The following is a 14,766-nucleotide window of genomic DNA, read 5'->3' on the forward strand; positions in this document are numbered from 1 at the left end:
TGCGACTGCGCCAGCTCGGCACTGATGCGCTGACCTGGGACGACTTCGCCGCAGTCGTATCCACTCTCAATACATCCGATTCCGCATTGTTTCGCGCCCTTCATCCGGAGGGCTGGATGTGGGGTCTCAACGAACAGTTGCTTGCCGCGAGCGTCGACACCCTCAATCTCCTGTTCTGGGCGAAGACCGAGGGCGCACGCAAGGGCACCGGCCGACCGAAACCTATTCCGCGGCCAGGCATCACACCACCAGAAGACGAAATCTTCGGCGAGTCCACATCCATGTCGATCGACGAAATGACGCGCTGGCTTGGATGGGAGGCGAAGAAGTAAATGACCGATCCCGGACCTGGACAAGCTGTCGAAGTCGGCGCTGCATATCTCTCCATCATCGGCGAGACTGACAAGCTCGGGCGCGCCATCAAAGACCAGCTCAAACAGTCGCAGGCGCACGCACGGGCGAATCCGATCAGCGTCAAGGCGACCGCCAATGTCGAGCTGAGAAGTACTGCCGCCGAACGCAATACGTTCGTCGCCGAACTCAACAGGCGGCTCAAGGACCGTCGCATCCTCGTCTATTTGACCCCGGTCATCGACGAGCAAGCGTTGCGGAACCGGCTCAACAACATGCCCGAGGGCCGCATCAAGCTGGGCCTCGACGTGTCGGCGGCGGAGATGAACCGTTTCATCACCGACTTGCGACGCCGGTTGCGCGATGCCGACTTCACCGTCCCGGTCCGTATGGACCTGTCCAACGAGGCGGCGTTCCGGGCGCGGATGGAAGACCTGACCCGTAGTCGGACAGTCGATGTCGACGTCAATGCCGACTCCAGGGGCCTGGACCGGCTCAAGTCGGCGGCATCCTTTGGTGGTCTCACCAAGGGTGCGCTTGGACTGTCTGCCGCGAGTGCTGGCATCGCTGCTATCGGTGGTGCCGCTGGTGCCGCGTTGGGTGCTATCAGCACCCTTGGTGTCGGCATCGCTGCTCTCGGTCCGGCTGCTGCGGCGGCTGGTGCGACGGCAGCGGTGGGTTTGCAGGGCATCGGTGATGCGTTCAAGGCGCTGTCAGCTGCCGAGGATTCCGCTGGTTCGGATGGTGCGGCCCAAGCGAAAGCTGTTGCGGCAGCGCAGGAACAGGTGCAGACCGCGCTTGAAGGCGTCGAGACGGCACAGCGCAATCTTGCTGACGCACAGAAGGATGCGCACGACGCACAGTCCAATCTCGCGCAGGCGTACAAGGACGCAGCCGACGAACTGGAGGACTACCAGTTCAAGCTGAAGGACGCCGCCCTCAGCGAGAAAGAGGCGGCACTAGCGGTCAAAGAAGCTCGCGACGAGCTGGCAAAGGCGAAGCCAGAGGACCGCGCGAAGGCGGCACTGCGGTTGGAGCGTGCCGAGTTGCGTTACGCCGAAGCGGTCGAGAAGAACAAAGACACGCAAGAGGCTGCGGCTGACGCACAAGCCAAGGGGATCGAGGGCAGCGACAAAGTTGTTGCAGCGAAAGACCGTGTCGCACAGGCGGATCAGAAGGTCGCTGACGCGCAGACTGCGGTGACCAAGGCCAATGAACAGGTCGCGAAGGCGCAGCAGGCGGTTGCCGATGCGGCGGACTCGTCGTCGTCTTCGCAGGACAAAGCTGCCCAAGCGCTAGCGAAACTCAGCCCGAACGCGCAGGCGTTCGTGTTGGCGACGCGTGATCTTGCCCCGGCGTGGAAAGACCTGCGCGGCGCTGTCCAGGACAGCCTGTTCGACGGTGCGGCGCAAGGGATTACCGAGCTTGCCACGGCGGCGCTGCCCACGCTGAAGGCGGGCATGGTCGATGTGGCTGGGTCCATGAACGGGCTGACCAAGCAGTTCGCCGCGTTCTGGGCCGCGCCACAGAATCTCGCTGGTATCCAAAGCATTTTCGCTGGCACGAAGTCGTTCATCGATGGTCTCGGCCCCGGCTTGCAGCAGGCGACCACCGGGTTCCTGTCTCTGGGGCAGGCGTTCGAACCGGTCGCGAACCAGGTTGGTGCTCAGTTCGCTGGGATGCTCGGCCAGATCGGTCAGTCGTTCACTGACGCATTTGCCAATGGCTCACTGACACAGCTGATTTCGACATTTGGCGACACCTTGCAGGGCTTGGGCGAGGGCCTGAACCCGTTGATTGATGGCCTGATTCAGATCGGCAATATCGTCGGTCCCACGCTCGGCCCGCTGTTTAAGGCACTGGGCGAATCGATCGGGGCGCTGGCCCCGTCGCTCGGTCAGATTGGCGCGACATTCGCAACGACCCTGACCGCGCTGATGCCGGATCTGACGAAGTTCATCGATGCCTTGCTGACCGGGCTCCAGCCGGTGTTGCCGGTGATCGGTGATCTTCTGCGCAGCGTTATGACGGCGCTGACTCCGCTGATCGGACCGATGAGCCAGATCGCGCAGGTCGTGGGAACTGCACTTGCACAGGCGATTACGGCGTTGGCTCCCGCGATCGGTCCTCTCGGTGATGCGTTCGCCAGCCTGGTGGCCGCGGTGGCTCCGATCCTGCCGGTGCTGGCTCAGGTCATCGCCGGACTCGTCCAGGCTTTGGCGCCCGCGCTGACCACTATCTTCAACGCGCTCGGCCCGGTGATCAAGCAGTGGGCAGACCTGATGCTGCCGGTGTTCGAACAACTGCAACCGATCCTGGCGGATGTCGCGAAGAAGATCGCCGATGCTCTGGTGTCGGCGTTGAATCAGCTGGCACCGTATCTGCCTGACATCGCGAAGAGCTTCGGCGACCTGATCACCGCGATTGCGCCTTTGCTGCCGCAGCTGATCGACATCGGCGTGAGCTTGCTCCCGCCGATGCTGGATCTGTTCATCGCGATCCTGCCGCAATTGCTCAAGCTCATCGACGCGTTTACGTGGCTGGTCAACAACGTCATTGAGCCGCTGGTCATTCCAGCGCTGAAGATGATGGCGGACAACTTCGGTAGTCAACTGCAGTTCGCTGCCGACGCTGTGACCACAGCCCGTGACGTCATCGGCGGTGCGGTCGACAAGATCGGCGAATTCTTCACTGATGTCGGCGCGACCATCGGGGCGGCATGGGACGGCGTCGTTCATGGTATCGCGGTCGCGGTCAAGAAGATCGGTGAACTGCTCCAACAGGTCAAGATCCCCGACTGGGTGCCCGGCGTAGGCGGCAAGGGCGCCGGTTCCCTCGGCGATTCGCTGGTCAAGTGGGCAGATGCACACATGGCCACTGGCGGTCTGCTGCGCGGAAAGGGTACCGGCACAAGCGATTCCATGCTGATCGCCGCGTCGACCGGCGAGTTCGTTGTGAACGCAGCCGCTACCTCGAAGACGCTGCCTCTGCTGCAGGCGATCAACAGCGGTTGGGTGCCGAGTGCGGACTTCTTGCACGGGATGGTTCCTGGCTTCCGGGACGGCGGACCCGTGCCCGGCAAGGACTTCGCGGTGTCGATGGACTCGGCCACCTATCTCATGGGTGGTTTCAATCGGTCCCAAATCGATTGCAGCGGAATAGTTTCCGCTGTCGTCAATGACGCGCTCGGCTTGGATCCGTTCGCCGGTCGCATGTCCACGGTCAACGAGGGCAAATGGTTGGCGGACAAGGGCGCGCTGCCCGGCCTGGGTGGGCCTGGCGATATCTCGATCTCCTGGTTCGACCGCGGCGGCGGTGCCAATGGGCATACCGCACTGACGCTGGGTGACGGCACGAACGTCGAGAGCAACGGCTCTGAAGGCGTTGTCATCGGCGGCAAGGTCGGTGCTGGGGACGCTATGTTCGACCAGCACGCCCACATCCCCGCATCACTGCTACGTGGCGGGGACCTCGGCGGACCCGCCACCGGGGCGGGGGCTGGCTCGACCGGCCGCCCCGGCAAGCTCGGGGGAAGCACAGGTGGTGCCGGCGGATCCGGTACCTCTGGCGGCAGCGGCGGATCAAGCAGCGGTGGTAGCGGCGGTTCGGCGGCTGCGACGAATGTGTTCGTCACCAACTGGCCTACTTCGCTGGGTGTCAGCTCGTCCGGCACAGGCAATTCGATTACTTCTGCCACCCCAGAAGCGTTGTCTTCCAACGAGTTCGGGTCTACCCCCACTCCGTTGGCGGCGTCTTCTGGCGCAGATCAAAGCACACACCCGCTCGCGAATCTGCCTATCCCTGGAGCGTCGGAACTGTTCAACGGTCCAGCGCCCTGGTACATGGCGGCTACCCCTGAGCAGGCGCTGAGCAATCTCGGTACTCAGGCCGCGAGCTTGGCGCAGTCCGGCGCAGATGACGTCACCAAATTCTTCCAGAACAACTGGAAAGAACTCCTGAACAGCGGCTTAGCGGTCGCTGGTATCGGCGCGACCGGTGGCGGTGGCACCACGGTCAACAACGAATGGAACATCTCGGGCACTGACCCGATGGTTGCCGCGATTGCGGTTGAGCGACAGCAACGACGACGCACGTTGGCGACACAACGGTCAGGGGGTTTCGGTCGATGAATCCACTCCTGCAGATCGAAACCACCAAGATTGTTGTCTGGGATATCCACGGCCGCGTCTGGCATCTGCATGGTGTCGGCGCGGGCAAGGAAGGGGTCCGCCTCACCCGCCAATCCGGCTACATGTTCGCACCAGTTCAACTGCTGGTGTCCGAGGGCGCACGCCAAGACGGCGCCACGTTCCTGCGGTCGGTGCGTTCGAAAAAGGAATGGGACTTCGTTGTCCTGCTCCGTGCTGATTCCGTTCGCGGGTTCCATGCCGTACACGACGCGTGGCATCGCGGTTGGTCGACCGACATCCCTTGCAAGGTCGGGTATTTCACGCGGCATCAGGGCTGGCGGTACCAGTTGGTGCAGCTCGATACCGCACCGGAACCACTCGGCGACATCGACCCGACCCGCAACCGGGCAATCGAATACCAGATGTCCGCAGCGGCAATGGATCCGCTGGAACGGCACCTGATCGAGACCGACGTTTGGGTCAACGCCGATGGCCTCGGTGAAGGAATTGTGCGCGGGCGCAACGCCGCCGATCAACCTGCCTGGCCGCGCTACACCATGAACGGCCCCGGTAGGTACGCGATTCAGGATCCGAACTTCGGCGACACCTTGCGGATCGTGGAAACCCCGTTACTCGCGTCGGGTGAAGAGCTACGCATCGACACCCATCCCCGGCATCGCACCGCCCGCGTGTACTCCGATGCCAACCCTGACGGAGACAACGTGTGGGGGAAGTTGGCTGGGCGCCGTTGGTTCCAGTCGCTTCCGGCGTGGTCATCCACAGAGATCATCGTGCGGGTCACCGAGGGCGCGACCCTGGAGTCGACCGTACGTATTGATGTCACCCCGCGATCGTCGAGGCCGTTCTGATGGCGTGGGATCACAAAGCCGCGGCACGGCGGCTGGACCTGTTGGAGCGCGCCGACCAGGCATACGCAGCCGATCAGACTGTGCTGGTTCGGTATTGGGACAAGTTCTTGCAAGAGGTCGGCGAGGAAGGCGCCTATTCCTCGCTGCAGTTCACCCGCACCAAGAACACCGCGGGCGGCTTGAAGATGAGCATCCCCCGCGAAGACATGGTGCATTACGCGCACATCTTCCAGAACCCGGACGGCGCGGACGCGACTATCCCGATCACGGTCAACACGCGGGCGTACCGGTGGGATGGGTACATCACGAAAGCATCGGTTGTCCGCGACGAAAACGGCACCGAGACAGTGGATATCGAAGCGATCCACTGCTGGCACCACATCGCCACAACCGCCTGCTGGGCCTCGCCGTTCGCGCCGATCTTGGCACAATTTCCGCGCCACATGATCTTGTTCGGGCCTGCCTGCACTATCTCCCTTCTCTATCTCGCCGTTAATCTGATCCGGCTGCAAGCCGCGTTCTGGACCATCCCTGACAGGTGGCTCGACGCACCGGACTGGGCGCAGGTCGGCAACGCGTTGTGGCCGATTGCTGTTGTGCCGGTTGATGTTCTGCGCGACACCTCCCCGTGGCGTGCGGCATCGGCCCGCTTCGACACCGCAGATCAGCTGATCTTGCCGATGCTCGAAGACACCGGCGTCATGCTCGACGCCTTCTTCTACCTGCCCGACGAGGATGAGCAACCAGCCCCGGAATGGTATTACCTGGACCGCCCGACCGTGGTCATCAAGGCAGTCGACAAATCCGGAGTGACCGGCCCCACCGGAACCCTGCTCGATGGTCTGGTGCGAATGGTCGAGGAATGGGTTGATGACACGACCCCGGTCCGCTACCCGGCGTTCAACGCCCAATCCGAATACGAAGCCGTCTATTCCAGCACCGGCCCACTCGGGACGGTCCGCACCTTCCCGTGGGTCTGGTATCTCGAAGGCGAGTACTCCGGGATCGGCGCGTCCGAAGTCGCGTTGCACAAACCACTCGCCACCTCGGTGATCGTCGGCGGCAAGAGCCCCGGATGGGTCAACGCCGCCATCGAAATCGCCATGAAAAATCTGCTGGCATGGATCGGCCTGCTGATCGGGCTGCCCGGTCTGGACTCGCTGTATCAGGGCCAACTCGACGATGTGTTCCTGGCGTGGATGAACTACGAAGACGCCGGCCGCACCCAACGCGCCGGACCATTCGCGTTCCGCGAGCACGTTGTCACCAACTCCAGCAAGGCATTCACCCTCGACGGAGTCATGACCGGGCGACGTGGTCTGCACCAGACCCGCGGATACACCAGCAAGAAAGCCTCCGTTGGAGACGGCGCCCCATACCTGGTCGGCAAGGACTTCGACCTCGGTGACCAGATCGGTTTCGCGTTGGGCGACCAGGCATTCACCGACTACGTGACCGAGCTGACCTTTACCGACGACCGAAAGACCCCGGCCCGCTGGGACATCAAGGTCGGCGACGGCTCCGACGAAGAGGACTCGCTAGTCAAGGCGTGGGGACGTCTCGGGCAAATGGCGCAAGCCGTCCGCACCTTGTTCACCGATGTCGGGGCTGACCTCGATTTGATCATTTTCTAGGGGGCCTTTCGCTGTGGACATTTCGTTCTCCGCCCACATGTCCGTCGATGAAGAAGCTGATGTCGATGGTCTGCCGGTTCTGACCGCTGAGGTCACTCCCGCCAGCGAAGCGGCTGCCCTGCCGCTCCCGGAGGGACCCCGCGGTCCGGCTGGTCCAACGGGCGCACCACGGACCACGTTCCGGAAGATGGGGACCATCGCCAACGTTGGTGCACGCCCCACCGGGCTCACCGCTGACGATCGCGGCAAATGGTGGCATCGGCTGGACAGTGACGGCATGGACTGCTGGACCGGCGCGACCTGGGTCCACTCTCCCGGTCCCGGCGCGGTCGGGGCTCAGGGTCCGGCTGCACCCGCGACGACGATCACTGCGACCACCACTCACGACCCAGCCTTGACCGTCCCCGCGGTCCGGTTCACCGGTACCGGTCCCGCGCTTGGGCTGGCGGTCACGGTTCCTGCCGGACTGCAAGGAGCCCCAGGCCCCGCCGGGGATTCGGGATCCATCTCCACCGCAACGGATTTCGATTCCACGATCGGCCCGGCGCAGCGTGGCATATTCGCTTGGGCTGCTGGTGCCCGTAAGTGGAAGGTGCAGCCCGCGCCGAACGGCTTCGGCTGCTGGAGCTGGTGGTACACCGACTTCTCGGCCGACACACAGACCGCGGTCGAACGCCTCACCGCTGGCACGTTCGCGCTACCGGCATTGCCGTTCGCGTACCGGCCGATGTGCTGGGGCCGGCTGTCGATCTACTGCCAGGACGGGCAGAACGCCGACGCTGAGATCCGGGTTCGACTCGGGTCCGAGACCGGTGCGATGGTCGGTGCCGGTGCGGGTGTGCGCTATGACGGCGCCTACCTGCTGACCGCGTTCTCACCCGCTATCGGTGACTCCACCACCAAACCCATTTCGCCGACTTCCACGTTGGCGACCGTGCCCGCTTACACCGCAACCAACCTCGTCGTGAACGTCGAACGCATCGGCCAGACCACCACGGGAGAGATCGGGTTTCAGCGTTCCCGCGCGTCGCTGACTGTGTGGGCTCAGCCGATCTGAGAGACGACATGGCAACTGTTGCAGAGTATTTCGCGTCCACGCTGATGCGTGGAATCAACGAAGGTATCGGCGTCCCCGGTATCGTGCAATCCTTCGCGGGTGTTCCCGCAGACGGAACACTGGAGCTACCTGTTGGAGCCACCGGCCCAACAGGTGATCAAGGCCCGCCCGCACCACCGTTTCGTTGGGAAGGCGACATCGCCGACCCCACCGCTCTGGCTGCGCTCTCCCCCGATCTCGGCGCCGCGCAGGCGGGTAAGGCGTGGCGCGTCAAATCAACCAACACGCTGATGTACTGGAACGGCTCATCGTTCGAACCGTTCCCGGATGCATTCGGCGCTGCCGGACCAGACGGTCCCGCGAATACGTTGAGCATCGGCACCGTCACCACAGGCACCGCCGGATCCGATCTCGGTATCACCGTGACCGGTACCCCACCCACGCAGGCAATCAACCTCACCATCCCCCGCGGTGTGCAAGGGGTCAAAGGCGCCACCGGCGGACCCGGCCCGATCCGGGAAGCCGCCGACTATCAGGAGTCCGCCACCCCCGTTGATGGCGCGGTGCCGATGTGGTCGGCTTCGGCGGGCAAGTGGCAGCCCACCCCTGCTCCCGGCTGGCGCGGTCCGTGGACGATCACCGAAACCACCGCATGGGATGGCGGTTCCGGGTTCGCCGCCAGCGTCACCAACGTATCCACCAACCCGAACACCATCGCGATCGTCAACGTCCCCGCCCAGGATGTGGCGTGGCGCCCGATGGTCCTCGGCGGCGCACAGGTCCGTTCCGCCTCCGCGGGTATCCGCTACGACCTGGAGGCGTGCATCGGCTCGGCCGCCGGGCAGGTCGTCGCCGTCGGCAACGGCCTTCCCGATGTCGGATGGAACTACAACCAGCTGCTTCCGCAGTATCAAACCTCGGCGCTGACCCCCGCCAGTTCGACCGGCACTATCGCCGCAGGTGTCGCGGGCGCGATCTATCTGGTGTTGCGCCGCAACCTGGGCTCCGGAAACTACAGCTACACCCGGCAATACGCGCACGTTGCGGTGTGGGCGGTGCCAGTGACAGGAGCGCCGTGATGAGCACCGTTTATGACGCCGATGTCACCATCACCATGCGTGGTGTCAGCGACCCTGTAGGGCTGCCCTACACCGTGAATCCGCTCGAACTCACCGACCGTGAAGCCGTTATCGAGATCCGCGAAGGCGACCAAGGCGAACCCGGTATACAGGGAGAGCCCGCATGGCCGTGGGTCTGGCTGGGCGATGCAGCGAGTTTCGCTGTCCTGGAAGGGTTTTCCCTCACAACTGCTGACGCCCGCAAGGCGTGGCGGGTGGTGGATGAGAGCGCTATCTATTTGTGGACTGGCGTGGACTGGGTACGTTTCGCCGACGCGTTCGGCGCACCGGGCAAGCAAGGTCCCGCGAATGTCTTGTCCGGTGTGGGTGTGGCCGGCGCTGTCGGGTCTTCTGCCGCAGCGGCGTTGACCGGGACCGCACCGAACCAGCAGTTGCAGATCACTTTTCCGCGAGGCACGACCGGTGTTACCGGTGATGCGGGGACGGCAGGCGCGATAGCTGATGCCGAAGACGTCGCAGATCTCACAGACGCCCGTGACGGGTCGGTTCTGACATGGGATTCGAGCGATGCTGTGTGGCGAGCCGCACCGAATCCGAAACTCGGTGGGCCGTGGGCGATTGCGGGTTCCCAGTTCGCTGCCGCATCCAACGTCAGTGCCGAATCACGGACCGTCGCGACGATGACGATCCCCGCGCAGCCTGTCGCGTGGCGCCCGATCGTCATCTCCGGGCAGATCAACGTCAAAGTCCAGGTCGTCAGCGCAGTCGATGACACCCGCATCATCGCCGAGATCCGGTTGGGTTCGGCTACAGGCCCTGTCGTCGGATTCGGGATGCCTCTGGGTGCAACCAACAACAGCAACATCCTGCTCTGCCCGCGGTGGGAACAGGCGATCACCCCGGATTCCACACACGCCACCGTCGCCCAGAACCAGACCGCAACTTTATATGTCGTGCTGACCCGCGTCGCTGGTGTCGGCACCTACACCGTCATCAACCAGGGCGCGCAGCTGCTCGTGATGGCCCAAGCACTCAAGGAGCAGCCGTGAGCGACGGCCCCGAAATCGTCGAGCAGATAGTCACCCGCGCAGGCCGCGAACTCGAAGAGCAGCAGTACCAGCCCAGCGGCGTTGAAGGTGTTGAGGTCACCGAGAAGTGGGGCCAGTTCATGCAGATGGCCCTGAATGGTCGTCTGCCCGATCTCGGTGACGTACCCGAAGTCGATCCGCAGGTGCGGGCGCTGGCTGAAGACTTGGCGGTGATCCACCTCCCCGATTGGCTGAATCCGGCTGGACGCAAACTGGCCGAGCCGACGACCGTGCAAACCCAGCAGGCCCCGCGTATCGCGCAATACCTCATCGACCGCGGGTGGCGGCATCACCCCGAACTCGAAACCGTGCGGTGGCGCCCCACTCCCGGCGGGCCACCCGGTGTCTATGACCAGGGACTGCACATCCACCCGGACGAGGACGGCAACTGGCCGGACCCCGACCCCGAAGAGTTCTACGACATCAGCGACATCCAAGTCACCCAACTGGAGGACGGCACGTGGGCCGCACGCCATCCGCGTGACCTCGCGTTCCAGGCGTCCACGAAATCCGAAGCGTACGCGGGACTTGTCGAACGGATCCGCGCGAAGATCGAGGAGGCCACCAATGGCTGATCCCGTATGGCTACCCGACGTTCTTCGGGCCAAGGGCCTGGTCGTCCACGAATACCCCGGTTGGCGCGAGCGCGGACACGGCGACTTCGGAAACATCTGGGGCGTTGTCTGCCACCACACCGGCTCATTCGGCGAGACCGCCCACGGCATCGCCGAACACCCCGACCTCGGGTTGGCATCGCAGCTGTTCTTGAGCCCCGACGGTGAGTTCACCATCTGCGGCGCCGGCATCGCCTGGCACGCGGGCGCAGGCTCATACCCCGGCATCTCCCGCGACGCCGCGAACAACTGCACCATCGGCATCGAAGCGGCGAACGACGGAGGCGGGACGCCCGGCAAGCCGCATCGGACGGGCTGGTCCGACAAGCAATACAACGCCTACACGCTCGGGGTCGCCGCGATCCTTGAGCACCTGGGCGAAGACTCCTCGCACGCCATCGGTCACAAGGAATGGGCTGGCGCTGCGCAAGGCAAGTGGGATCCGGGCGCCATCGACATGGACATCTTCCGGTCCGACGTGCAATCCATTCTCGACAACGGAGGCAGCGAAATGCCCGCTCTGCAAGAGACTTTCAAAAACTACAAAGGTGACACCGTCACGGTCGGCACGGCTCTGTTCTACCTGGATCAGTACGTGAACGAGATCCGCGAACAGCTCGGCGGCCCCGTCCCGTTCACGGGATGGAAGCAACTCGGCGACAAGACCGTCGTCGATTCCCTGGCTGACGCGCACCGCAAGATCGACGCCCTGACCGACTTGCTCAGCAAGCTCGTCGCAGCGAAGGGGCAGTGATGGACCTGAGCCCTGAAGTCATCCAGGCGATCAGTGCTGGTCTCGTCGCCATCATCGCCGCACTCACTGCCTGGCAGCAGAAGAAGGTCAAGGAGTTGACCGCGCGTGTTGTCGAGCTTGAGAAGCAGATGGCTGAGGAGCGCGGCAAGTTCAAGGCGGCTGTGCGGGTGATTCGCGGACTCCAGCGCTACATCGACGACCTATGCGCCGCGATGCGCCGCGCAGGGCAGGACCCGCCACCGAACCCTGTGGTGATTCCTGCCGAGTTGGAGGAGGAAATCTAGATGGCTGATCTAGCTCCATTGAAGTACGGGCGCGTGGTCGGCCGGTTCCTCGCCAATGTCGCTGACGGTCCCGACATCAACGACAGCCCAGAGTTTCCGCCGCTGACTGGTTCGGTCACCTTCACCGCTGAGGCTCCGAAGATTTTGGTTGCCGAGGCAGTGCCTGACCCCGCGACCTACGTTCAGCTGCCGAAGTATTACAAGGTCTCCCTGGATGAGTTCGGGTATCTGACGTGGCGCGGCGGGCGGGGCGTCCGCCTGGTCGCACCCAATGCCGACACCAACCCCAACGAGTGGACATGGCGGGTGAGCTTCGACCTCTCCTATGAGGGCGATCCCGTCCCGATCTCCCCGTTCTCGTTCGTCGTACCGGAGTACACGCCCGGACCAGACGAGGAGAATCCCGACGCTGGATCGTCCGGCCTGGTGGATTTGACGCTTGTCTCGCCTGTCCCCGCATCGGAAGGCAACGCCGTGGTGCGTGGCCTATCGGTGGTGTCGGTGTCCATCGACGGCAATGATCTGATCTTCGAGTTGGACAACGGCGAAGAGCTGGACCCGGTGACTGTGCCAGCAATCGCGGCGGCCAACGCTGCGGCTGCTGCTGCAGCTTCAAGCCAGTCCGCTGCGGCTGCCTCAGCAACTGCTGCACTGAACGCGGTCAACAGCTTCGACCTCGACATCGGTACCGTAACCACCGGTGCCGCAGGTTCATCCGCCTCGGCCAGCGTCCATGGCGGACCGCCCGCCTGGACAGTGGATCTCACAATCCCGCGTGGCGACACAGGCGCTACCGGTCCTGCCGCACCGGACGCCACGAGCAGCGTGAAGGGCATCCTGCAGCTGACCGGCGATCTGGGTGGTACTGCGGCGAGCCCGACCGTGCCTGGTCTGGCTTCGAAGGTGCCGACGTCGCGCACGATCAGCACGACCGCCCCGTTGACCGGCGGTGGGGATCTGTCTGCGGACCGGACCTTGGCCGTTTCGGACTCCACGACCAGCGCGAAAGGTGTTGTGCAGCTCGCGGGAATCCTCGCCGGCACCGCTGCGTCTCCCGCGTTCAACGCCGCGGCGTTCGGCACCTCCAGTTCGACCGCCTGTGTCGGCAACGACTCTCGTCTATCCGATGCCCGCACTCCTACCGCAGCCGGTCAGGTGTACGACATCGCCTACGTCGCGCAAACCGGTACACGCGCAACCGGTGCGGGCAACGTCCTCCCGCACGGCATCAAACTCCGGCGAGCAGTGCGGTTCACCGAGGTCACCTATCGCGGCAACACCGCCGACGCCTCCGGCAACCTCGTGGTCGAGCTGCGCAAGAACGGTTCTCAGGTCTCCGGCACGCCGAAAACCATCGCCGCGGCTGACCAGACTGCGGGCGGTGCGAACGCCACCAACACCGGAACCTGGGACTTCGCGGTCGGAGACGTCTTGTCCGTCCAAGTCACAGGCGTAGGCACCACTCCCGGTACCTACCTCGAAGCCGACATCAAAGGCGTGACGCTGTAATGCCTCTCATGTTTGCGATGGGAGGCAACCCATTCACGCCTTCGGGTGCCACCAATCCCGGCGGGCAGTCCTGGGCCACCAGCAGTACCTATATCGCGGTCACCGGAATGGTCGCCGACACGAGCACCTATCCCGGATCGACCGTGACCAGCAACAAACTGAATGTCCAAGGCAGTAAAACCAACGCGACAATCGCGGCGAGCATCCCGTTCGGCAGCTCCTTCGGCGGCGCGACCCACACGATCCGATTGGTTGATCAGTCCGGCACCGTCATCGGCTCACCAGGATCAGCTGTAGGCGGCATCTCGGGCACCTGCACGGTTACCGCAAGCGGTGTCGACCTATCGGCGATCACCAGCGTCGGCGTCGAGATGGCCGCGAGCGGTGCAGGCTCCGGCAACACCGCCGCGACGGGCACTCTCACCATCACGTGATACCTGGATACGCCGACCAAAACGCGCCCCGACCGGAAAGGTCGGGGCGCGTTTTGTCGTTCGGCAGTCGTCATCGCCCCCACGGCCGAATTACGTCATCGCCTCGGTCTTCGCGGGGGTCTTGATTCCAGTTGTCGTGGTTGTTGCCATCGGGTCCTGGGTCCTCCACTCGTGCCGCCATCTTGTTGGTCACCTCCTTCGAGCGTCGTTGCTTTCAGCGGGGCTATGCGCGGTCCACGTCGACAAACCGAAACGGGGCATGAGGTGCGTAGGTCTCTGTAGGGTTGACCGTGTTCAGCTCGCACTGCTGCACAAGTCGTTTCGGTACTTGGCCGCCGAAGTGTTCGAGGCTCGGCGCGATCACCGCGTCGACATCGAGGGCCTGGACCACGTTCACTAGCCGTCCCTCTGGGTCGACGGTCCTGGCGTCGAATGTCACGGTCTTGGCGAGGTCATAGCCGAGACGTTTTGCGCGGCTGCGGATTTGGATCTCATCCCAGTCTTGAGAGACACCTGAGATGTCCTTGCGCAGGTAACCGATCGCGGTAGGTGTCGCCCTCACCGGCTTGCCCCGTTCGTGTTCACGGTGGCAGCGCCGTTGTCCGGCAGGAATTCCCGGTACGGACGCTCATTGATCAGTGACCGTCCGCGATCGGTGATCCGCCACCCGACCGGGACTCTGCGGGAACCATGGGCGAGACCGGAATCGGCGAGCCCCTGCAACGCTGCCCGCGTGGCAGCCTCGGCGCGACCAGAGTGACCGCACAGTTCGCGCACGGTTAGCGCTTGCGCAGGTTCCAGAATTGCGAGTGCGGCAAGGACTTTGGCCTGTGGTTCAGTGAGCGCCATCTCACCCTCCGTCGTCGATGGTGAGGCAGCCCGCGGCCAGAGACGACTGGCACCGGCCGCGGGCGCCACCTCGGACGTTAGAAGTCGGCCCGGTCCGCAAGCAATGAAAGTGCC

The 14,766-nt window shown here is 63.9% G+C and carries 14 protein-coding genes; 12 read left to right on the forward strand and 2 right to left on the reverse strand.

What is annotated here, in order from left to right; all coding sequences use genetic code 11:
* The first annotated feature begins 86 nt into the window (after positions 1-86).
* The 12 genes from ACQPXH_RS19230 (at position 87) to ACQPXH_RS19285 (ending at position 13,803) form a co-directional block, all read left to right on the forward strand.
* Positions 87-332, forward strand: a complete 246-nt coding sequence (locus ACQPXH_RS19230) for a DUF5361 domain-containing protein (protein WP_433597925.1) — start codon at positions 87-89, stop codon at positions 330-332.
* Positions 333-4,481, forward strand: a complete 4,149-nt coding sequence (locus ACQPXH_RS19235) for a hypothetical protein (protein WP_433597926.1) — start codon at positions 333-335, stop codon at positions 4,479-4,481. It abuts the gene before it with no gap.
* A complete protein-coding gene (locus tag ACQPXH_RS19240; RefSeq protein ID WP_433597927.1) occupies positions 4,478-5,350 on the forward strand; it encodes a phage tail protein in 873 nt (290 codons plus the stop codon). Before ACQPXH_RS19235 ends, ACQPXH_RS19240 begins: the two co-directional genes overlap by 4 nt.
* Positions 5,350-6,984 carry a phage tail protein gene (locus ACQPXH_RS19245; RefSeq protein WP_433597928.1) on the forward strand — a complete coding sequence of 545 codons (1,635 nt, stop codon included), beginning with the start codon at positions 5,350-5,352 and terminating at the stop codon, positions 6,982-6,984. Before ACQPXH_RS19240 ends, ACQPXH_RS19245 begins: the two co-directional genes overlap by 1 nt.
* Before the next feature lie 187 nt (positions 6,985-7,171).
* Positions 7,172-8,041 (forward strand): hypothetical protein, encoded by an 870-nt coding sequence (locus tag ACQPXH_RS19250; protein WP_433597929.1) that lies wholly within the window; start codon positions 7,172-7,174, stop codon positions 8,039-8,041.
* 8 nt (positions 8,042-8,049) lie between these two features.
* Positions 8,050-9,120, forward strand: a complete 1,071-nt coding sequence (locus tag ACQPXH_RS19255) for a hypothetical protein (protein ID WP_433597930.1) — start codon at positions 8,050-8,052, stop codon at positions 9,118-9,120.
* Positions 9,120-10,169: a hypothetical protein gene (locus ACQPXH_RS19260; RefSeq protein WP_433597931.1), complete on the forward strand. Its 1,050-nt coding sequence runs from the start codon at positions 9,120-9,122 to the stop codon at positions 10,167-10,169. Before ACQPXH_RS19255 ends, ACQPXH_RS19260 begins: the two co-directional genes overlap by 1 nt.
* Positions 10,166-10,783, forward strand: a complete 618-nt coding sequence (locus ACQPXH_RS19265) for a hypothetical protein (protein WP_433597932.1) — start codon at positions 10,166-10,168, stop codon at positions 10,781-10,783. The genes ACQPXH_RS19260 and ACQPXH_RS19265 overlap by 4 nt, the downstream gene beginning before the upstream one ends.
* Positions 10,776-11,576, forward strand: a complete 801-nt coding sequence (locus ACQPXH_RS19270; protein WP_433597933.1) for an N-acetylmuramoyl-L-alanine amidase — start codon at positions 10,776-10,778, stop codon at positions 11,574-11,576. The genes ACQPXH_RS19265 and ACQPXH_RS19270 overlap by 8 nt, the downstream gene beginning before the upstream one ends.
* Positions 11,576-11,860, forward strand: coding sequence for a hypothetical protein (locus tag ACQPXH_RS19275; protein WP_433597934.1), 285 nt, complete (start codon positions 11,576-11,578; stop codon positions 11,858-11,860). Before ACQPXH_RS19270 ends, ACQPXH_RS19275 begins: the two co-directional genes overlap by 1 nt.
* Positions 11,861-13,369, forward strand: a complete 1,509-nt coding sequence (locus ACQPXH_RS19280) for a hypothetical protein (protein ID WP_433597935.1) — start codon at positions 11,861-11,863, stop codon at positions 13,367-13,369.
* Between the two features lie 17 nt (positions 13,370-13,386).
* On the forward strand, positions 13,387-13,803 hold the full coding sequence (locus tag ACQPXH_RS19285; RefSeq protein WP_433597936.1) for a hypothetical protein: 417 nt from the start codon (positions 13,387-13,389) through the stop codon (positions 13,801-13,803).
* 223 nt (positions 13,804-14,026) lie between these two features.
* Here the strand turns inward: ACQPXH_RS19285 and ACQPXH_RS19290 are convergent, their stop codons facing one another.
* Together ACQPXH_RS19290 and ACQPXH_RS19295 are read right to left on the reverse strand one after the other, a co-directional pair.
* Positions 14,027-14,365, reverse strand: coding sequence for a hypothetical protein (locus ACQPXH_RS19290; protein ID WP_433597937.1), 339 nt, complete (start codon positions 14,363-14,365; stop codon positions 14,027-14,029).
* Entirely contained in the window at positions 14,362-14,652 is a 291-nt protein-coding gene (locus ACQPXH_RS19295) for a hypothetical protein (RefSeq protein WP_433597938.1), read from the reverse strand. Before ACQPXH_RS19295 ends, ACQPXH_RS19290 begins: the two co-directional genes overlap by 4 nt.
* Positions 14,653-14,766: the final 114 nt, after the last annotated feature.

It is taken from the genome of Nocardia sp. CA-135953, assembly GCF_050955735.1.
In the GTDB taxonomy this organism is placed as follows: domain Bacteria; phylum Actinomycetota; class Actinomycetes; order Mycobacteriales; family Mycobacteriaceae; genus Nocardia.

What these genes read in the sequence shown, in the direction of transcription:
- ACQPXH_RS19235 (WP_433597926.1), top strand. Translation starts at nt 333, where the DNA reads ATGACCGATCCCGGACCTGGACAAGCTGTCGAAGTCGGCGCTGCATAT.
- ACQPXH_RS19240 (WP_433597927.1), top strand. Translation starts at nt 4,478, where the DNA reads ATGAATCCACTCCTGCAGATCGAAACCACCAAGATTGTTGTCTGGGAT.
- ACQPXH_RS19245 (WP_433597928.1), top strand. Translation starts at nt 5,350, where the DNA reads ATGGCGTGGGATCACAAAGCCGCGGCACGGCGGCTGGACCTGTTGGAG.
- ACQPXH_RS19250 (WP_433597929.1), top strand. Translation starts at nt 7,172, where the DNA reads ATGGGGACCATCGCCAACGTTGGTGCACGCCCCACCGGGCTCACCGCT.
- ACQPXH_RS19255 (WP_433597930.1), top strand. Translation starts at nt 8,050, where the DNA reads ATGGCAACTGTTGCAGAGTATTTCGCGTCCACGCTGATGCGTGGAATC.
- ACQPXH_RS19260 (WP_433597931.1), top strand. Translation starts at nt 9,120, where the DNA reads ATGAGCACCGTTTATGACGCCGATGTCACCATCACCATGCGTGGTGTC.
- ACQPXH_RS19270 (WP_433597933.1), top strand. Translation starts at nt 10,776, where the DNA reads ATGGCTGATCCCGTATGGCTACCCGACGTTCTTCGGGCCAAGGGCCTG.
- ACQPXH_RS19275 (WP_433597934.1), top strand. Translation starts at nt 11,576, where the DNA reads ATGGACCTGAGCCCTGAAGTCATCCAGGCGATCAGTGCTGGTCTCGTC.
- ACQPXH_RS19280 (WP_433597935.1), top strand. Translation starts at nt 11,861, where the DNA reads ATGGCTGATCTAGCTCCATTGAAGTACGGGCGCGTGGTCGGCCGGTTC.
- ACQPXH_RS19285 (WP_433597936.1), top strand. Translation starts at nt 13,387, where the DNA reads ATGGGAGGCAACCCATTCACGCCTTCGGGTGCCACCAATCCCGGCGGG.
- ACQPXH_RS19295 (WP_433597938.1), bottom strand. Translation starts at nt 14,652, where the DNA reads ATGGCGCTCACTGAACCACAGGCCAAAGTCCTTGCCGCACTCGCAATT.